This is a genomic window from Microbacterium sp. NPDC055903, assembly GCF_053615555.1.
On the sequence record NZ_JBSHCA010000002.1, the window covers coordinates 426,270 to 445,159 of the forward strand.

14 protein-coding genes are annotated in these 18,890 nt (G+C 68.9%); 1 reads left to right on the top strand and 13 read right to left on the bottom strand.

The features are described 5' to 3' along the window. Positions 1-9: 9 nt before the first annotated feature. From ACWGJP_RS11470 to ACWGJP_RS11525, 12 genes are all read right to left on the bottom strand, one after another. Positions 10-1,959 (bottom strand): primosomal protein N' family DNA-binding protein, encoded by a 1,950-nt coding sequence (locus ACWGJP_RS11470; protein ID WP_452329917.1) that lies wholly within the window; start codon positions 1,957-1,959, stop codon positions 10-12. Further along, positions 1,959-3,155, bottom strand: coding sequence for a methionine adenosyltransferase (gene metK, locus ACWGJP_RS11475; RefSeq protein WP_452329918.1), 1,197 nt, complete (start codon positions 3,153-3,155; stop codon positions 1,959-1,961). The genes ACWGJP_RS11470 and metK overlap by 1 nt, the downstream gene beginning before the upstream one ends. Positions 3,156-3,169: 14 nt before the next feature. Further along, positions 3,170-3,427 carry a DNA-directed RNA polymerase subunit omega gene (gene rpoZ / locus ACWGJP_RS11480; protein WP_243225662.1) on the bottom strand — a complete coding sequence of 86 codons (258 nt, stop codon included), beginning with the start codon at positions 3,425-3,427 and terminating at the stop codon, positions 3,170-3,172. 65 nt (positions 3,428-3,492) lie between these two features. After that, complete coding sequence (gene gmk / locus ACWGJP_RS11485; protein WP_452329919.1) at positions 3,493-4,434, bottom strand: guanylate kinase; 942 nt, start codon at positions 4,432-4,434, stop codon at positions 3,493-3,495. Then, positions 4,394-5,239 carry an orotidine-5'-phosphate decarboxylase gene (gene pyrF / locus ACWGJP_RS11490; protein ID WP_452329920.1) on the bottom strand — a complete coding sequence of 282 codons (846 nt, stop codon included), beginning with the start codon at positions 5,237-5,239 and terminating at the stop codon, positions 4,394-4,396. The genes gmk and pyrF overlap by 41 nt, the downstream gene beginning before the upstream one ends. After that, entirely contained in the window at positions 5,236-8,523 is a 3,288-nt protein-coding gene (carB, locus tag ACWGJP_RS11495; RefSeq protein WP_452329921.1) for a carbamoyl-phosphate synthase large subunit, read from the bottom strand. The genes pyrF and carB overlap by 4 nt, the downstream gene beginning before the upstream one ends. Beyond that, positions 8,523-9,689: a glutamine-hydrolyzing carbamoyl-phosphate synthase small subunit gene (carA, locus tag ACWGJP_RS11500; protein WP_452329922.1), complete on the bottom strand. Its 1,167-nt coding sequence runs from the start codon at positions 9,687-9,689 to the stop codon at positions 8,523-8,525. The genes carB and carA overlap by 1 nt, the downstream gene beginning before the upstream one ends. Beyond that, positions 9,686-10,192: a PH-like domain-containing protein gene (locus tag ACWGJP_RS11505; protein ID WP_452329923.1), complete on the bottom strand. Its 507-nt coding sequence runs from the start codon at positions 10,190-10,192 to the stop codon at positions 9,686-9,688. Before ACWGJP_RS11505 ends, carA begins: the two co-directional genes overlap by 4 nt. After that, a complete protein-coding gene (locus ACWGJP_RS11510; RefSeq protein WP_452329924.1) occupies positions 10,189-11,490 on the bottom strand; it encodes a dihydroorotase in 1,302 nt (433 codons plus the stop codon). Before ACWGJP_RS11510 ends, ACWGJP_RS11505 begins: the two co-directional genes overlap by 4 nt. After that, positions 11,487-12,452, bottom strand: a complete 966-nt coding sequence (locus ACWGJP_RS11515) for an aspartate carbamoyltransferase catalytic subunit (protein ID WP_452329925.1) — start codon at positions 12,450-12,452, stop codon at positions 11,487-11,489. The genes ACWGJP_RS11510 and ACWGJP_RS11515 overlap by 4 nt, the downstream gene beginning before the upstream one ends. Beyond that, positions 12,449-12,979 carry a bifunctional pyr operon transcriptional regulator/uracil phosphoribosyltransferase PyrR gene (pyrR, locus tag ACWGJP_RS11520; protein WP_452329926.1) on the bottom strand — a complete coding sequence of 177 codons (531 nt, stop codon included), beginning with the start codon at positions 12,977-12,979 and terminating at the stop codon, positions 12,449-12,451. Before pyrR ends, ACWGJP_RS11515 begins: the two co-directional genes overlap by 4 nt. 58 nt (positions 12,980-13,037) lie before the next feature. Continuing rightward, positions 13,038-14,612, bottom strand: coding sequence for a Rieske 2Fe-2S domain-containing protein (locus tag ACWGJP_RS11525; protein ID WP_452329927.1), 1,575 nt, complete (start codon positions 14,610-14,612; stop codon positions 13,038-13,040). Positions 14,613-14,782: 170 nt separating this feature from the next. Here ACWGJP_RS11525 and ACWGJP_RS11530 point away from each other — a divergent pair, with 170 nt between their 5' ends. Further along, entirely contained in the window at positions 14,783-15,610 is an 828-nt protein-coding gene (locus tag ACWGJP_RS11530) for a DUF4349 domain-containing protein (protein ID WP_452329928.1), read from the top strand. Between the two features lie 9 nt (positions 15,611-15,619). Here ACWGJP_RS11530 and ACWGJP_RS11535 read toward each other — a convergent pair whose 3' ends face one another. Next, complete coding sequence (locus ACWGJP_RS11535; RefSeq protein ID WP_452329929.1) at positions 15,620-18,880, bottom strand: DEAD/DEAH box helicase; 3,261 nt, start codon at positions 18,878-18,880, stop codon at positions 15,620-15,622. Positions 18,881-18,890: the final 10 nt, after the last annotated feature.

An 18,890-nucleotide genomic window follows, 5' to 3' on the forward strand; every position in this document is an offset into this window, starting at 1 on the left:
CCGGTCGGGTCAGATCTCGGGTTCAAGGATATCGAGGCGGACCGACAGCCCGGCCCGTGCGGGTCTGCCCTTCGTCCTCCGCCGCTGGACGGCGTCCGCGATCACCAGGGCGCGCAACGTGGAGGCGACCTCACCGCCCTTTCCATAGCCGAACCGCACGAGCGCTCTCACCCGCCCCTCGCCGTCGGGGACGGGGAGCGGTCCGAGCACCGCGTCTGCGGGGAGACCGAGCCCGCGGACCGCATCGATCGCGGTGGACACAGATGATGACGGCCCTTCGAGCTGCGCCGTTCTCGTCGTGGGCGGCATGTGCAAGGGCGCGCGCGCCTCGAGTTCGCTGCGCGCATAGCCCGCGTGGTTCCAGGTCGCCAGGGCTCGCGCGACCTGCCCGTCGACCCCCACGAGGTGCACGGGTGCGCCGGGGGCTGCCAGGGAGGCTGCGTTGGACCACCAGCGCAGGCACGACTCCCCGATACGCAGGTCGGGCGCCTGCAGCATCCGCGGACCGTCCAGGAGGACGACGGCGCGGTATCCGCCTTCGGCCAGCGGCTCGGCGCCTCGGGTGGCGACCACCAGCGAAGGGCGCTCATCGACGCGCTCCACGGGATGCGCGCCGTCGGCGACGATCACCCGCACCCCGGGGAACGCACGGCCGAGCTCATCAGCTGTCCGCTCGCTCCCCGACGACGCCAGCCGCAGGGTCGTCGACGCGCACGACGGGCAAGACCACGTCCGCGCACCGCGCCCGCACCAGCCGCACACCGGGACCGCGCCGCGGCGATGCGCCCCGAGCGGGCCGCCGCAGTGCGCGCATCGCGCAGGACGCCGGCACTCGGCGCACACCAGCGACGGCGAGAAGCCAGGACGTGCGACCTGAATGAGCACGGGGCCTTCCGCTGTCGCCGTGCGCGCGGAGAGGAAGGCGCTGGAGGGCAATCGCTGGGTGTGCTGCTCCAGTTCCTGCGGGGTGCTGAGCTGCACACGAGGGAGCACGCGTCGCTTCGCTCTGACGTCCTTCAACCAGCCGGTCAGCACGAGCCGTTCGACATCGCTCGTGCGCGTATGCCCGGCGATGATGAGGGAGCTCCCCTCCTGCTCCTGCCGGAGCAGCGCTGCGTCCCTCGCGTGCACATAGGGCGCGAGCGGCTCGGCGAGCAAAGGGTCTCCGTCGTCCCACAGCAGCACCAGCCCGGCATGGACGGGCGCGTACACCGCTGATCGGTTGCCGATGACGATGCAGGGGGCATCCTCGAGCGTGCGCAGGAACGCGCGGTAGCGGTCCGGATTGGCCTGCCTGGCATCGTGACGGACGATCGCCTCAGCCGGCACGAGCCGTTCGAGGGCGGCGATCGCGCGGTCGAGATCCCGGTGGTCGGGGACGACGATGATCGTGGAGCGTCCATCGGCGAGCATCCTGGCCGCGGCCGCCGCGATGAACTGCGCCCAGGCCTGTTCCTGGCCGTCGGACACCGGGATCGCCTCGACGGCCGCACGCCCCGCTTCCGCCAGCACCTCCGCGACGCCGTCGTAGCGGTCCAGGATCTCCTCCGCCCTCGCCAGGGCAGCGGCATCCGGCACGGGGACCGGCGATTGCGCCTTCCACGCCTTCTCGACGCGGACCTGGCGCTTCGGGATGGCCAGACGGAGGAGATCCGACGCGGAGCCCGCTGCGCGATCCGCCGCCCTGCGCGCGAGGCGGTAGAGCTCGGCGGGGAGCACGGCGACCGGTGAGACGACGGACTCGACCTCGGAGAGTGGTCGGTCGGCATCGCTCTCGCGATCGACCTCGACGACGTAGGCGTCGATCACCCGTCCCGCGGTGCGCAAGGGCACCTTGACCCTGATGCCGGGCACGACGTCGCCGAGCTCCTCCGGCACCGCGTAGTCGAACAGGCGGTCGAGCTGCGGCAGCGGCGAATCGAGCAGCACGCGGACGATGCGCCTGCCCTGCGGCGGCATCAGAGCCCGGCGGCCCGGCGCAGCTCTTCGGCTCGGTCGGTCCGCTCCCAGGTGAAGTCGGGGAGCTCGCGTCCGAAGTGGCCGTATGCCGCGGTCTGCGCATAGATCGGCCGCAGCAGGTCGAGCTCCTCGATGATCGCCTGCGGACGCAGATCGAAGACCGCGGAGATCGCGCGCGTGATGGCGTCGTCCTCGATCTTTCCCGTGCCGAAGGTCTCCACGTAGAGCCCGACGGGCCTCGCCACGCCGATGGCGTAGGCGACCTGGACCTCCAGGCGATCCGCGAGACCCGCGGCGACGGCGTTCTTCGCGACCCAGCGCATCGCGTAAGCGCCGGAGCGGTCGACCTTGGACGGGTCCTTGCCGCTGAACGCGCCACCGCCGTGCCGCGCGGCTCCGCCGTAGGTGTCGATGATGATCTTCCGGCCGGTCAGGCCGGCGTCTCCCTTGGGGCCTCCCGTGACGAAGGGGCCGGCGGGGTTGATGTAGTAGGTCAGATCAGCCGGGATGTCGAGGCCGGTCGAGGCCAGGACGGGGTCGATGACGTGCTCGCGCACCTGCGCCTTGAGCTCCTCCTGGGAGACATCGGGGTGGTGCTGCGTGGACAGCACGACTGCGTCGACCGTCTTCGGGGTGAACCCGTCGTACCCGAGCGTCACCTGCGTCTTGCCGTCCGGCCGCAGGAACGGAAGCAGTCCAGACCGACGCACCTCTGTGAGGCGTTCGGCGATCCGGTGCGCTGTCCACCCCGCCATGGGCATGAGCTGAGGGGTCTCGTTCGTCGCGAAGCCGAACATGATGCCCTGGTCGCCCGCGCCCAGGGCGTCGCGCACGTCCGTCGACGAGCCGTCGCGGTGCTCCTTGGCCTGATCGACGCCGTGGGCGATGTCGGAGGACTGCTCGCCGACCGAGACGCTGACGCCGCAGGAGCTGCCGTCGAATCCGGTGTCGCTGGAGGTGTATCCGATCCCGTTGACGACGTCACGGACGATCGTCGGGATGTCGACGTACGCCTCGGTGCGGATCTCACCGGCGACGTGCACGAGGCCCGTCGTGACGAGGGTCTCGACCGCGACGCGCGATCCGGGATCCTTCGCGATGAGGCCGTCGAGGATGCTGTCGGAGATCTGGTCGCAGATCTTGTCCGGGTGCCCCTCGGTGACGGATTCGGAGGTGAACAGTCGGAGTGCGCTCATCTGTCCGTCGCGCCTCACTCGGCGTGACGGATGCGGAGCTTGTCCTCGTTGATCTCGTGCAGCGCGATCGTGAGCGGCTTGTCCTCGACCGAGGAGTCGACGAGCGGGCCGACGTTGTCGAACAGGTTGCCCTCGTGGAGGTCGGAGTAGTAGTCGTTGATCTGGCGCGCGCGCTTGGCCGCGTAGATGACCAGCTCGTACTTCGACTCGACGCGGTCCAGCAGGTTGTCGATGGGCGGGTCGATGATGCCGTTGGTGTGGTGTCCGGCCATGGTGGGACCTCCGGTTCGGGCGACGGGTTCGTCGCGAAGTCGATTCGGCGTGCGCGCGAAAAGGATCAGCGCGCGGTCGCCTCGGACAATTCTACGACCTCGCGGGCCGCGGAGCCGACATCCTCGTTCACAATCAGATAATCGAACTCGCTCTGCGCGGCCAGCTCGACCTTGGCGGTGCGCAATCGGCGCGTTCGCTCCTCCTCGTCCTCCGTGCCACGACCGACCAGGCGGTGGACGAGCTCGTCCCAGCTCGGCGGCAGCAGGAAGATGAGCGTGGCGGAGGGATCAGCCTCGCGGACCTGCCTGGCGCCCTGGAGGTCGATCTCCAGCAACACGGTCCTGCCTGCGTCGAGCGCCGCGTCGATCGGCGCACGCGGGGTCCCGTAGCGGCTGCGGTTGTGGACGACCGCGTACTCCAGGAGCTCGCCGTCGGCGATCATCCGGTCGAACTCGGCGTCATCGACGAAGTAGTAGTGCACGCCGTCGACCTCTCCGGGACGCGGCGCGCGCGTGGTCGCCGAGACCGAGAGGTGGATCTCGGGATGCTCTTCGCGGATGCGCGCTGCCACCGTGCCCTTTCCGACAGCGGTGGGCCCAGCGAGGACGAGCAGACGACTGCGCCCGGCTCGTGGCCGGTGCGGCGGGAACCGTCCGTCCAGCCAGGTGGCCAGCGCCGTGCGCTGACGGGTGCCGAGACCGCCCAGGCGCTTGACCGGAGAGATCTGGAGCTCCTCGAGGATCCGGTCCTTCTTGCCTGCGCCGATGGCGGGCAGGGCGAGCAGAAAGTCCGTGACCCTGAACGAACCGGCGACCGAGTCGGGATCGGCCATGGCCTGGGCGAGGACGGACTGCGGCGAGATCACCCTGGTCGTGAGATCGCGCTTGATCGCAGCGCGCTCGCGCCGCCGTTGCACGGCGCGCTGAGCAGCCGCTACCCGATCCACCTCGGGAACCGTCCGCTTCTCAGACACCTGCGACCTCCCGGTAGCGTTCGGCTGCCGCATCGATCGCGTCCGCTATGCCCTTCGCCCCCGCCGCGAGGATGCTTCGGCTCTCGCTGGCGATCACGGCCGGCGCCATCACTCCGAAGCGACCGACGAGGTCCGCGGGCGTCGCGCCCTGCGCGCCGAAGCCCGGTGCGAGGATCGGTGCCATCGGGGCGAAGGGCGCGATTCCGGCAGAGGACCAGTCGACGGTCGCCCCGATCACGAAACCGAAGCTCCCCCACTCTCCCTTCGTGGCCGTGTTCGCGTTGCGCACGGAGACGTCGCGGATGATCTGGGCCGAGACGGCATCCGCTTGCGCGTCCGTGGAGCGCTGGACGCCGACCGCCTCCGGATTGCTCGTCGCCGCCAGGACGAAGAGCCCCTTGCGGTGCTCGGCGGCACGTGCGAACGCGCCCTCCAGCGCGCCGACGCCCAGGTAAGGGCTCACCGTCAGAGCATCCGCCTCCAGCGGCGCTCCGGGAGTGAGCCACGCCTCGGCATAGGCATCCATCGTGGTGCCGATGTCGCCCCGCTTCGCGTCGGCGATCACGACGAGGCCTGCCGCGCGCGCCGCGGAGAGCACGTCCTCCAGCGCGGCGAAGCCGGCGGAGCCGAATCGCTCGAAGAACGACACCTGCGGCTTCACGATCCCGACGCGCGACGCCGCGGCGTCGATCGTCCGCAGGCCGAACTCGCGCACGCCTGCTGCGCTCTGCGGAAGCCCCCACGCATCGAGGAGCGCCGCGTGAGGGTCCACCCCGACGCACAGCGGTCCTCGTTCGCGCAGAACGCGACGGATCCGCTCACCGAAGCCTTCGGTCACACCGCAGCCTTCCGATCGAGGGCGTACTCCTGGAGGCTCCTCACGTCGAAGCCCTGCTCGGCCGCGCCCATACCGCTCACGGCTGCACCGAGGACGGCCATGGTGGTGAAGAGCGCCTTGTCCGCGGCGACCGCCGCGGCGCGGATCTCGTAGCCGTCTGCGCGTGCAGCGCCGCCGGACGGCGTGTTCACGACGATGTCGATCTCTCCCGCGTTGATCAGGTCCACGATGTTCTGCTCGCCCGATTCCTGGGTGTCGCTGTACTTCTCCACCGTCGTCACCGCGATGCCGTTGCGGGAGAGGATCTCCGCCGTGCCCTCGGTCGCCACGAGCGAGAAGCCCAGCTCCTGGAGGCGGTGCGCGGGGAGGATCACGGCGCGCTTGTCCGCATCGGCGACGGAGATGAACACCGTGCCGGACGTCGGCATCCCGCCGTAGGCGGCGGCCTGGCTCTTGGCGAACGCGGTCGGGAAGTCCCGGTCGATCCCCATGACCTCGCCCGTCGAGCGCATCTCAGGGCCGAGGACCGAGTCGACGATCTTGCCGTCCCGCGTACGGAAGCGCTTGAAGGGCAGCACGGCCTCCTTGACGGCGACCGGCGAGCCGAGCGGCACGTGCGAGCCGTCCTCCGCCGGAAGCAGGCCCTCCGCCTTCAGCTCGGCGACCGTGCTTCCGGCCATGATGCGGCTGGCCGCCTTCGCGAGCGGAATGCCGAGAGCCTTCGAGACGAACGGAACCGTGCGGCTGGCACGAGGGTTGGCCTCGATCACGTAGAGCACGCCGGCGCTGATCGCGAACTGCACGTTCAGCAGTCCCCGCACGCCGACACCCTCGGCGATGGCGAGCGTGGCCTTGCGGACCCGATCGATGTCGCTGCGTCCGAGCGACATCGGGGGCAGTGCGCAGCTCGAGTCGCCGGAGTGGATGCCCGCCTCCTCGAGGTGCTCCATGACGCCGCCGATGTAGAGCTCGGTCCCGTCGAAGAGGGCGTCGACATCCAGCTCGATGGCGTCGTCGAGGAAGCGGTCCACGAGCAGGGGCTTGCCCTGCTCGATCACGACCTCGCCCGCCGTGCGGACGAAGTAGTCCCGCAGGCTCTCCGTGTCGTACACGATCTCCATGCCGCGACCGCCGAGCACGAAGCTGGGGCGCACGAGCACGGGGTAGCCGATCTCCTCGGCGATCGCGACCGCGCCTTCGACGTCCACGGCGGTGCCGTGGCGGGGCGCCACGAGGCCGGCGTCGTCGAGCAGTCGCGAGAACAGCTCGCGCTCCTCGGCGATGTCGATCGCCGCGGGGCTCGTGCCGAGAACGGTGTATCCGGCCGCTTCGATGCCCTTCGCGAGGCCGAGGGGGGTCTGGCCGCCCAGCTGGCAGACGACGCCGAGGATCGTGCCGCTCGCGGCCTCCGCGTCGAGGACCTCGAGCACGTCCTCGAGCGTCAGCGGCTCGAAGTACAGCCGGTCGCTCGTGTCGTAGTCCGTGGAGACGGTCTCGGGGTTGCAGTTGACCATGACGGTCTCGTAGCCGGCATCCGAGAGGGCGAAGGAGGCGTGCACGCACGAGTAGTCGAACTCGACGCCCTGGCCGATGCGGTTCGGGCCCGATCCGATGATGACGACCTTGGTGCGCTCGGACGGCGCGACCTCGGTCTCCGTGTCGTAGCTCGAGTAGTGGTACGGGGTCAGTGCGGGGAACTCTCCCGCACAGGTGTCGACCGTCTTGTAGACCGGGCGGACTCCGAGCCCGTGCCGCACACCGCGCACCTCGGCCTCGGATTCGCCGCGGATCTCGGCGATCTGCGCATCGGAGAAGCCGTGCTCCTTCGCGTACCGGAGCGTCTCCGCATCCAGCTCGCCCGCCGTGCGGACGACCTCGGCCACCTCGTTGATGAGGACGATCTGGTCGAGGAACCACGGGTCGATCGCGGTCGCCTCGAAGGCCTGCTCGATCGTGGCGCCCTTGCGCAGCGCCTGCTGCAGGACGACGATCCGGCCGTCCGTCGGCGTCTTGGCGATCTCCAGGAGCTCCTCGACGCTGCGCGGCTCCTCGCCCCAGTGGAAGCTCGATCCGCGCTTCTCGAGCGAGCGGAGGGCCTTCTGCAGTGCGGTGGCGTAGTTGCGGCCGATCGCCATCGCCTCGCCGACCGACTTCATGGTCGTGGTCAGCGTCACGTCCGCCGCAGGGAACTTCTCGAACGCGAAACGGGGCACCTTCACCACGACGTAGTCGAGCGTGGGCTCGAAGCTCGCCGGGGTGACACCGGTGATGTCGTTCGGGATCTCATCGAGACGGTAGCCGAGTGCGAGCTTGGCGGCCAGCTTGGCGATCGGGAACCCGGTCGCCTTCGACGCGAGCGCGCTCGAACGCGACACGCGCGGGTTCATCTCGATGACGATGATGCGCCCGTTCTCCGGGTTCACGGCGAACTGGATGTTGCAGCCGCCGGTGTCCACGCCGACGGCGCGGATGATGTCGATCCCGATGTCGCGCAGACGCTGGTACTCGCGGTCCGTGAGCGTGAGCGCGGGTGCCACCGTGATCGAGTCGCCGGTGTGCACGCCGACCGGGTCCACGTTCTCGATGGAGCACACGACGACGGTGTTGTCCGCGGTGTCGCGCATGAGCTCGAGCTCGTACTCCTTCCAGCCGAGGATCGACTCCTCGAGGAGCACCTCGCTCGTGGGAGAGTCGTGCAGGCCCGCGCCGCCGATCCGGCGGAGGTCCTCCTCGTCGTAGGCGAAGCCGGAGCCGAGACCGCCCATGGTGAACGACGGGCGGACGACCAGCGGGTACCCGAGCTTCTCGGCGCCGGCGAGCAGCTCGTCCATGGAGTGGCAGATGACGGATGCGGCGACGTCGGCGCCGGCCTCGATGACCAGCTCCTTGAAGATCTGGCGATCCTCGCCCTTCTTGATCGCGTCCACCTTCGCGCCGATGAGCTCGACGTCGTACTTCGCGAGGATGCCGCGCTCGTCGAGCGCCATGGCGGCGTTGAGCGCGGTCTGGCCGCCGAGAGTCGGCAGGATCGCGTCCGGACGCTCCTTGGCGATGATCGTCTCGATGACCTCGGGGGTGATCGGCTCGATGTAGGTGGCGTCGGCGAAGTCGGGATCGGTCATGATCGTTGCCGGGTTGGAGTTCACCAGGATGACGCGGACGCCCTCCTCACGGAGCACGCGGCACGCCTGGGTGCCCGAGTAGTCGAACTCGCAGGCCTGACCGATGACGATCGGACCGGATCCGATGACGAGGACGGAGGTGATGTCTTCGCGCTTTGGCATTACTTGCTGCTTTCCTTGCTCGAACCCTGAGCCTGTCCAAGGGTGGCGACGACCAGGTCGCGGAAACGGTCGAAGAGGTAGTTGGCGTCGTGCGGTCCCGCGGCGGCCTCCGGGTGGTACTGCACGGAGAAGGCCGGGATGTCGAGGGCGCGGAGCCCCTCCACGACGTTGTCGTTCAGGCCGACGTGGCTGACCTCGACCTTGCCGTAGCCGGCCGGGCTGTCGAAGGAGCCCTCGATCGGCGCGTCGACGGCGAAGCCGTGGTTGTGCGCGGTGATCTCCACCCGGCCAGTGGTCTTGTCCTTGACGGGCTGGTTGATGCCGCGGTGGCCGAAGGTGAGCTTGTAGGTGCCGAGACCCAGCGCCCTGCCGAAGAGCTGGTTGCCGAAGCAGATGCCGAAGTAGGGCAGCTTGGCGTCCAGGACCTCGCGGAGCACGGCGACCTGGGCGTCGGATGCGGAAGGATCTCCTGGGCCGTTCGAGTAGAACACGGCCACCGGGTCGATGGCGGTGATGTCCGCGAACGTCGAGCTCTGCGGCAGCACGTGCACATCGAAGCCGCGCGCGGCGAGATTGTCGATGGTCGCCTGCTTGACGCCGAGGTCGAGCACCGCGAGGTTGCCGATCTTCTCGCTCGTCGCCGGCGTCACCGTGGCGACGGAGACCGAGACCTCCGCGGAGAGGTTCTGGCCCGCCATCTGCGGCGCCTCGCGGACGATGCGCAGCTGCTCCTCAGCGTCCAGAGCCGCGGCCTCGCCGGAGAAGATGCCTCCGCGCATGGAGCCGGCGGAGCGGAGCACGCGGGTGATCGCCCTGGTGTCGATGCCGCTGATGCCGACGATCCCGTCGCGCTCCAGCGTGTCGTCGAGAGAGGTGTTCGCCCGCCAGTTGGACACGACGCGCGAGGGGTCGCGGACGATGTAGCCGGCGACCCAGATACGGCGGGACTCCGGGTCCTCGTCGTTCATGCCGGTGTTGCCGATGTGCGGTGCGGTCTGCAGGACGATCTGGCCCGCGTAGGACGGATCGGTCAGCGTCTCCTGGTACCCGGACATCCCGGTGGCGAAGACGACCTCGCCGAGCGTTGTTCCTCGTGCGCCGTATGCGCGGCCGCGGTGGCGGGAGCCGTCTTCGAGGACGAGGACGGCGGGTTCGGGAAGGGTCATGAGTGTGCTCCCGTCGTGGGGGCCGCGATGAGCGGCCGGAGTTCGGAGATGAGGGTCTGAGGGTCGCCGGAGGCGAGGCGCAGGTACGAGTCGACCGGATGGGCGTCGGCGACGTCCCACACGAGCTTCACGAGGCCGCCCTTCTCGACGACCCGGTCGATGGTGACCGTCGCACGGTCGACCGCCTTCAGGCGGTCCTTGGCGAGGAACACCGTCGGCGCGCCGTCCAGGCAGAGCGCGACACCGCGGTCGGTGACCGCCAGCTCACCGCGAGCGCGGTAGGCCAGCGGCGAGATCGCGAGGCGCTCCAGAGGCTGGTCGTGCCTGGTCGTCGACACGTAGAGGACCTCGTGGCGCGCCTGGACCTCCGCATGCTCCGGCACGCCGAGCGGCGCGGAGAAGGCGGCGTCGCGCCGGAGTCGTCGTCGCCAGGCGAACAGCATGAGCAGGAGGATCGCCAGGGCGAAGAGACCGGCGATGAGGAAGAGCGCCTCGCGGGTCACCGCTCGATCCCCTCGACGAGCGATCCGGATTCGACGGTGACGGTACCGCGGTGGATCGTCCACTCCACCCGACCGGGCAGCTCGCGACCGAGGTAGGGCGAATTCGTGCTGCGGCCGTGCAGGTCCTGCTCCGTGAACACGCCATCGGCGGCGGCGTCGTAGAGGGTGACGTTGGCGGGGGCGCCGACGTCGAGCGATCCGAAGCCGGCGAGTCGGCCGATGCGCGCCGGCGCCGCGCTCAACACCCGTGCGACATCGCTCCAGCCGATGAGGCCGGTGGCGACCATCGACTGGTGCACGACGCGCAGCGCGCTCTCGAGCCCGACCATCCCGTTCGCCGCGGCCTGCCACTCGCACGCCTTGTTCTCGCTGGGGTGCGGGGCGTGGTCGGTCGCGACGATGTCGATCGTGCCGTCGGCGAGGCCTTCGCGGACCGCGAGCACGTCCTCCTCACGGCGCAGCGGAGGGTTGACCTTGTAGCGCGCGTCGTAACCACGCACGAGCTCGTCGGTCAGGAGGAGGTGGTGCGGGGTGACCTCGGCGGTGACGTTCACGCCCCGCTTCTTCGCCCACCGGATGATGTCGACGGAACCCGCGGTGGAGAGGTGGCAGACGTGCAGCCGGGAACCGACGTGCTCTGCCAGGAGCACATCGCGCGCGATGATCGACTCCTCCGCGACGGCCGGCCAGCCCGCGAGGCCGAGCTCGGCCGAGACCACGCCCTCGTTCATCTGTGCGCCCTCGGTGAGCCGGGGGTCCTGGGCGTGCTGGGCGATGACGCCGTCGAAGCTCTTCACGTACTCCAGTGCACGGCGCATGATGAGCGGGTCGAACACGCAGAAACCGTCATCGCTGAACACGCGCACCTTAGCGCGCGAGGAAGCCATGGCGCCGAGCTCCGCGAGACGCTCGCCCTTCTGCCCCACGGTGACCGCCCCGATCGGCTGTACCGTCGCGTAGCCGGCCGCCTCGCCGAGGGCGAGCTCCTGCTCGACCACCCCTGCCGAATCGGCGACCGGCGAGGTGTTCGGCATCGCGAACACGGCCGTGAATCCGCCCGCCGCCGCGGCCCTCGTGCCGGTGAGGACGGTCTCCGACGCCTCGTATCCCGGCTCGCGCAGATGCGTGTGCAGATCCACGAGACCCGGCAGGGCGACGAGCCCTGCGGCATCCACGACCCGCGCGCCCGCGCGGCTGAGCCCGGATCCGATCTCGGCGATCACGCCGTCCTCGATGATGATGTCGGCGCTCTCCGCGCCGAGCAGCTGTGCACCGGTGATGACGAGGGTCTCGCTCACAGGTCTCCCCCTCGTTCGTCGTCTCGTTCTCCTGCCAGCAGCAGGTACAGCACCGCCATGCGCACGGACACCCCGTTGGTGACCTGCTCCAGCACGGTCGATCTCGCGGAATCCGCGGCCTCTGAAGAGATCTCCAGGCCGCGGTTCATCGGGCCGGGGTGCATCACAATGCTACCGTCCGGGAGCCCTGCCGCTCGCACGGCGTCGAGGCCCCACCGGCGGGAATACTCCCGCTCACTGGGGAAATACGCGGCGTTCATCCGCTCCAGCTGGATGCGCAGCATCATCACCGCATCCGGGCCGGAGGCGAGCGCCTCGTCGAGGTCGTAGAGCACGCGCACCGGCCACTGCGACACGTTCTGCGGGATGAGCGTCGGCGGGGTGACGAGAGTCACCTCTGCACCGAGGGTGGTGAGCAGCCAGACGTTCGAGCGGGCCACGCGGGAGTGCAGGACATCACCGACGATGACGACGTGGATGCCGGAGAGATCGCGTCCTCGACTGTCAGCGCCGTAGCGGCGCTTGCGGATGGTGAAGGCGTCGAGCAGAGCCTGAGTGGGGTGCTCGTGCGTGCCGTCGCCCGCGTTGACGACACCGGCCGAGATCCAGCCGCTCGTCGCGAGGGTGCGCGGCGCGCCGGACGCGGAGTGCCGGATGACCACCGCGTCCGCGCCCATCGCCTCCAGCGTCTGGGCGGTGTCCTTCAGGCTCTCGCCTTTGGAGACGCTGGACCCCTTGGCGGCGAAGTTGATGACGTCCGCCGAGAGGCGCTTCGCGGCGGCCTCGAAGGAGATGCGGGTGCGGGTGGAATCCTCGAAGAAGAGGTTGACCACGGTCTTGCCGCGCAGAGTCGGGAGCTTCTTGACCTCCCGCGACTGCGTGTCCGACATGTCCTCGGCGACGTCGAGGATGCGCAGCGCGGCGGCCTTGTCGAGGCCCTGGGTGTCGAGGAGGTGCCTCATGCGCCGATCGTCACCTCCTCGGCTCCGTCGTACTCGCGAAGACGCACGTTGACGCGCTCGGTGCGCGCCGATGGGATGTTCTTGCCGACGAAGTCGGGCCGGATCGGCAGCTCGCGGTGACCGCGGTCGACGAGGATCGCCAAGCGTACTGCCGATGGCCGACCGATCGACTGGATCGCATCGAGCGCGGCGCGGATGCTGCGTCCGGAGAAGAGCACGTCGTCGACGAGGACGACGGTCTTGCCGTCGATGCCGCCGGCGGGGATCTGAGTCGGATGCGGCGAACGCGTCGGATGCTTGGAGAGATCGTCCCTGAAGAGCGTGACGTCCAGGGCGCCGGTGGGAACGGGCTCCTGCGAGATCCCCTCGATGAGGGTGCTCAATCGCTGGGCGAGCGCCACTCCCCTGGTCGGGATGCCGAGGAGCACGAGGTCCTGCGCACCCCGGTTCGACTCGAGGATCTCGTGGGCGATGCGGGTCAGAGCCCGCGAGATGTCGGCTTGCTGCAGCACGGTGCGCGTGCTCATCCGCCGCTCCCTTCTCCGCCTCACGGGACGGTGTTAAAGGTTGCTCAGTGCGTCCAGTCTAGCCCAGGCGCAGCGCTTCCTCGGTGACCTCGTCGACCCGCTTGGCGCGGATCTCGTGGCCGGCGGTCGACAGGCAGCGCCCGGTCTTCAGATCCCACTTCCAGTCGTGCATGCTGCAGGTGAGCACGCCGTCCTCGTCGATCTTCCCTGTGCGGGTGAGGTCAGCGCGCAGATGCGGGCATCGGCGCTGCACCACCCAGTCGCCGATCTCAGCGTCCTCCGTCTGATCCGTCTGCTCCTGGTACCAGTTCTCGACGTACTCGATGCGGTCCACGGACAGGCACTTCAGGAAGGTGGTGAGGAACTCGTTGAACTTCCCGCTGCGGCCCACCGAGAACTGCATCGACAGGAAGATCGAGTTCGACCAGTCGATCTCGTGATCGCGGATGTTCGTCGAGACGAGATCGGCCGGGATCGTGTACCAGTAGATGCACTCCTCCCCCGCGTACTCGCGGACCTTGGCGCGGGGGAAGTCCACGACCATGTCGAGCTCCCCGATCCGGAACCGGACGTTGCCGCCGACGCCGAGACGGATCGTGCGCGACTTCTTCAGCAGCGGCTCCCACCAGGTCTTGATGGCTTCCAGCATCTCGTCGGGCGGGATCACTTCGGCGCGCGTCGCGATCTCGTCCGTGATCTCCTGCTGACGGCTCGCCCGCTGCGACTCGAGATAGTCCCACTTCTCATCGAAGATGTGCGCGATCTCGGACTCCGTGTACAACGTCTGCTGCGTGGAGACCTCGCCTCCTTCGACGGTCACGACCGTGCCGGGGATGAAGAGCTGCCCGTCGTACTGGGGCGCCAGCTCGTTCATGTGGGCGAGGAACTGCTTCTGATCGGTGAAGATCGACTCGCCGTTGCGGCCGACGCCGTTGAAGTCGAAGAGGTCGTCGCGCAGGAACATCGGGGGGCCGGCCATCGGGAACACGTGCGGGGCGTCGACCTTCTCGATGTAGTACATCGCACGCTTGTTCTGGGCCTCGCGCTTGAGCTGGGCGAAGTTCTGCTTGGCATCCATCGGCAGGTCGTACACCATGGGCCACCAGATCGCTCCGGACACCTGGGTGAAGTAGGCGTCCGGCTTTCCGAAGTGGAGCAGCTTCTCGAGATCGAGCGGATGCGAGTCGTTCTGGTTGAGGACGGAGCCGGTGCCGTCGTCCACGCTGAGGGAGGAGTCGCCGATCGGACCGTCGCTGGGCGCACGCAGCGGCGTGATCATGATCTTCAGCTCGCCGCGCTGGATGATCTCGCCCGCCGGCGCATAGGTGATGTTGGTGTATCCCAGCGCACGGATGTCCTGTTCGAGATCGTCGATCGGGTACTCCGGCAGCAGCACCTCGATGTCCTTGCGGATGTAGCGCTCGAGCAGGCGCGGGTCGAAGTGGTCGCGGTGGCGGTGCGAGATGTACAGGAAGTCCGCGTCACGCCCGAATCGCTCCCAGTCGAGGGCACGGTTGTCGGGGAACGGGAACCAGGAGCCGAAGAAGGATGGGCCGAGCACAGGGTCGCAGATGATGTTTCCGCCCACCGTCTCGATGAACATCCCGGCGTGGCCGAGTCCCGTGATCCGCATTGCGCTCCTCCTGACCTGAACGCTCGATTCTATCCGGGGCGGCCGGGGAGGAGCCTGAGGCGGGCCGTGCGAAACCCTCGTACGACGCGATGCCGAACCGTGACCGAAGCCTTATCGGTTCGTGACCGGACTCCCGGCGATCGTTCGGTTGCCGTCGGGATGCTTCCCCCATGAGCACACCACGACGCCGCTTTCCCGCCATCGCCCTCAGCATCGCCGCACTCCTCGCCCTCGTCGGATGCAGCGCCGCCGACGAAGCCGCCGACAGCGCCATCGGCGCCGGACCCGTCGCCGGGGGGAACGCGGTGGCCACCGAGACGGATGCCGTCGACCCAGCCGTCGTGATCACGGGCTCCATCAGAGTCCGCGTCGATGATCCCGTGGTCGCTGCGGACGCCGCGAGCACGATCGTCGAACAGGCGGACGGGGCGATCAGCGGACGGCAGGAGTTCGTCGCGGATGAGGGCGGTTCGTCGAGCGCCGAGCTCACGTTGCGCATCCCCGCCGATCGGGTCGACGAAGTGCGGGACGCACTGAGGGAGCTCGGCACCATCCTCGAGACGTCTCTGGTGAGCACGGACGTCTCCGCCGCTCAGCGTGATCTCACCGCACGGATCTCGACGCTGCGCGCGTCGATCACCCGATTCACCGAGTGGCTCGGCACCGCGTCGAAGACGAGCGATCTCATAGAGCTCGAATCGGAGATCGCGACACGGCAGAGCGAGCTGGAGGCCCTCGAGGCGGAGCAGCGGACCCTGGCGGACCAGGTCTCGCTGTCGACCATCACCCTGCTGCTGACCGAGGAGCATTCCGCTCCCACGACCGAGCCCTCCGACTTCGGTCATGCGCTGACCCTCGGCTGGACAGGATTCCTCGGCTTCTGGACCGGTCTCGGTCTCGTCCTGGCGACGGCCTTGCCGTGGCTGGTGCTCCTCGGCGCGATCGCGGGGACGACGGCATGGCTGATGCGTCGGCGCGCACGCCGGAAGGCATCGTGATCAGCGCGGTCAGGGCTCGAACAGGCCCCGGATGTCCTCGGCGGTGAGCGACCTCGCGAAGAGCTCGTCATCGTCCATGACCGCCGAGAAAAGGCGAGCCTTGCGCTGCTGCAGCGCGAGCACCTTCTCCTCGATCGTCCCGGTAGAGATCATCCGGTAGACGAAGACCTGCTTGTCCTGCCCGATCCTGTGGGTGCGGTCGACCGCCTGGGCCTCAGCGGCAGGGTTCCACCACGGGTCGAGCAGGAAGACGTAATCCGCCTCGGTGAGCGTCAGCCCGAACCCGCCCGCCTTCAGGCTGATCAGGAACACCGGCTGCTCGCCGGAGCGGAACCCCTCGATCACCGCGCTGCGGCGCCGTGTCGAACCGTCCAGGTAGGCATAGGGGATTCCTGCACGATCGAGGCGCTGCGCGGCCAGGTCGAGGAACGAGGTGAACTGACTGAACACCAGGGCGCGATGGCCCTCGGCACGCAGCTCCTCGACGCGTTCGACGAGGACCTCCAGCTTGCGGGAGGCGATCCCTGCATCCGCCTCGTCGACGAGTCCCGGCGCCAGGCTCAACATCCGCAGCAGCGTCAGCGAACGGAACACGATGAACCTGTTGCGATCGAGATCCTGCAGCAGGCCGAGCACCTTCTGCCGCTCCCTCTGCAGCACGGCGTCGTAGACCGCACGATGCGCAGGGGCGAGATCGACGTGCAGGAGCTGCTCCTGCTTGGCAGGCAGCTCCGCGGCGACGAGCTCTTTCGTGCGTCGGAGCATCAGCGGACGGATGCGTCGACGCAACCGTTCGAGGCGGCGGCGACGATACTCCCCGCCCTCCTCGTTCTCAGGGACCTTCCCCTGCTCGATCGGCTGGATGTACTCCTGCCTGAACCTCCTCGCCGAGGGGAAGAGACCTGGCGCGGTCAGCTGCAGCAGCGCCCAGAGCTCGCTCAGCGAGTTCTCCATAGGGGTACCCGTCACAGCGATCGTGACCTCGGTGCGCAACGCCGACACCGCACGGTGCACCCTGGTCACCGGGTTCTTCACGAACTGCGCCTCGTCCAGGATCACCGCCGCCCATTCGACCGCAGAGAACTCCTCCTCGTCCAGCCTCAGCAGGGTGTACGACGTCACGATGAGGTCGGCTTCGGCGGCGGCGTCTGCGACCGAGTCCCCACGTTTCACCGAGGTCGCATCGATCGCGGTGACACGCAGCCCAGGAGCGAAACGCGCAGCCTCCTCCTGCCAGGTGAGAAGGACGGAGGTGGGCGCGACGACGAGGACCGGACGTTCCTCGCCGATCTCGGCGAGGTGCTGGACGAGGGCGAGCAGCTGCAGCGTCTTGCCGAGGCCCATGTCATCGGCGAGGATGCCCCCGAGCCGGTGCGACCACAGGAAGGCCAGCCAATCGAAGCCCGCCTTCTGATAGGGCCGGAGCACGGCATCGATCCCGGCCGGCTGAGCCGTCTCAGGCACCGATGCGACATCACGCAGTCCCTCCGCCAGCGCACGCCAGGCCACGGCGGGCTGCGCCTGATCGGCGAGGTCTTCGAACTCCTCCCAGAGCGCGATCTGATGGCGGCTGATCCGCGGGCCCGTCTCCCACTCCGCAAGCTCCGCCGCCTCGTCGAGGAGATCGCGCAGCCGCTGGAGTGCCGGGTGCGCCAGGGAGAAGTAGCTCCCGTCGACGAGCATGAGCTTGGTGCGTCGCATCGCCAGGGCGGTGAACAACGGCTGGAACGGGATGGTCTTTCCGTCGATCGTGACGAGCACCCCGAGGTCGAACCAGTCCGGCTGCGTCGTCTCCACCGTCGACACGGTGATCTCGGGAACGCCGGTCAGCTCACGATAGGAGCGCGAACGACCGGAGATCTCGACGCGGACACCGTCCGCCTCGAGCGCGGGCATCACCTCGGCGACGAACTCAGCGGTGTCGAGGTCGTTCAGGCTGCCGCTCACGCGGAAGCTCAGCGCGCTGTGCTGCGACCAGACGTTGGCGATGCCTTCGAGGATCTCGCGCTCGGCATCCGGATCGCGCACGGGCTCGCTCCCCGCGCCGACGGGGAATCGCCCGAATCCCTCGTACTCCCAGGCGAGCGCGTACTCGAGGCGATGGCCGCGCCCGAACCGGACGTCGAGGACGGCCACGGGGGCGACGACCGGAGGCAGCTCGAGCCCTTCCGCGAGGACGAGCCCGCCCTGCCGGACGAGCGCCGGGTACGCCTCGCGGATGAACGCCTCGCGCTCCGCCGCAGGTACGACGACGTCTTCGCCTTCGCCCATGAGGGTCATCATGATCGGCGAGATGTCGGCAGGCCCCAGCTGCAGGTGCACTCTGGCCCCGCGCACCTCCCACGCGTAGAGGCCGCTCTTCCCGATCGCACGGATGCGGGCGGAGTCCTGATGCTCACCGTCGATCGTGACGTCCGCCCCGATCTCCAGCTCGTCCGTGCCGGTGATCCGCACTGTGACGTCCGCTCTGTCGAACCGGACGAGGTCGGTGTGCTTCTGCGTCGCGACCAGAGGGATCCCCACCGCCGATGCCGCGTCCAGGAGGGGCCACAGCAGCTGCGAACCGACGTGGTCCAGAACGATCCAGTCCCCGGCGGTGCCGGACAGCATCGAATCCCTCGCGATGCCCAGGAAATCGGTGAACCAGCGCACCTGATCGGCGGCGAACCGCAGCGGTGAGCGACGGATCGTGTCCCACGTGGCGTCGCCCTGGATCCAGTTCCCGGTCGCATCGCTGCGCAGGAGCGGACGCACCGCCAGCAGCACCTGACCGGGATCACGCACGAGATCGCGAGGATGCGCGGACTCCGCCGGCTTCGGCGACCACTGATGCCGCCCTGTCGTCGCTCTGCGACGGAGCTCGATCCCGAGCGCGAGCGGCGTCGAGCCCGCTCCCTGTCCTGCGCGTGCGATGAGCGAGCGCCAGCGCGGGGTGGAGGTTGCGGCGCCCCCGAGCGCCGACGTACCAGGTGCAGCGGCGACCCTTGAGGAGCGGTTGCTGACGATCACCGCCGCGACGACGTGCTTGCAGGCCTCGCGAACCGGACAATCGCACGAACTCGATACGAGCGCGCCGTCCGGCCCGAAGACCACTCGGCAGCGATAGCTGTCGCGACCGGATCCGCGGACGACGGCATTCAGGGACGAACGTCCTGCATCCCAGGCGATGCTCGTGACCATGCCGATCCGTGCGTACTCGGCCCCGCGCTGATAACCGCCCGCATCGGTGAAGGCGCGCAGAGCGCGTTCGCTGACGGGGGGCGCGGTCATGTGGACCATC

Coding starts and splice junctions, on each gene's coding strand:
- ACWGJP_RS11535 (WP_452329929.1), bottom strand. CDS start 18,880: ATGACCGCGCCCCCCGTCAGCGAACGCGCTCTGCGCGCCTTCACCGAT.
- gmk (WP_452329919.1), bottom strand. CDS start 4,434: ATGCGGCAGCCGAACGCTACCGGGAGGTCGCAGGTGTCTGAGAAGCGG.
- pyrR (WP_452329926.1), bottom strand. CDS start 12,979: ATGAGCACGCGCACCGTGCTGCAGCAAGCCGACATCTCGCGGGCTCTG.
- rpoZ (WP_243225662.1), bottom strand. CDS start 3,427: ATGGCCGGACACCACACCAACGGCATCATCGACCCGCCCATCGACAAC.
- ACWGJP_RS11470 (WP_452329917.1), bottom strand. CDS start 1,959: ATGCCGCCGCAGGGCAGGCGCATCGTCCGCGTGCTGCTCGATTCGCCG.
- carA (WP_452329922.1), bottom strand. CDS start 9,689: ATGACCCTTCCCGAACCCGCCGTCCTCGTCCTCGAAGACGGCTCCCGC.
- ACWGJP_RS11525 (WP_452329927.1), bottom strand. CDS start 14,612: ATGCGGATCACGGGACTCGGCCACGCCGGGATGTTCATCGAGACGGTG.
- carB (WP_452329921.1), bottom strand. CDS start 8,523: ATGCCAAAGCGCGAAGACATCACCTCCGTCCTCGTCATCGGATCCGGT.
- metK (WP_452329918.1), bottom strand. CDS start 3,155: ATGAGCGCACTCCGACTGTTCACCTCCGAATCCGTCACCGAGGGGCAC.
- ACWGJP_RS11515 (WP_452329925.1), bottom strand. CDS start 12,452: ATGAGGCACCTCCTCGACACCCAGGGCCTCGACAAGGCCGCCGCGCTG.
- ACWGJP_RS11530 (WP_452329928.1), top strand. CDS start 14,783: ATGAGCACACCACGACGCCGCTTTCCCGCCATCGCCCTCAGCATCGCC.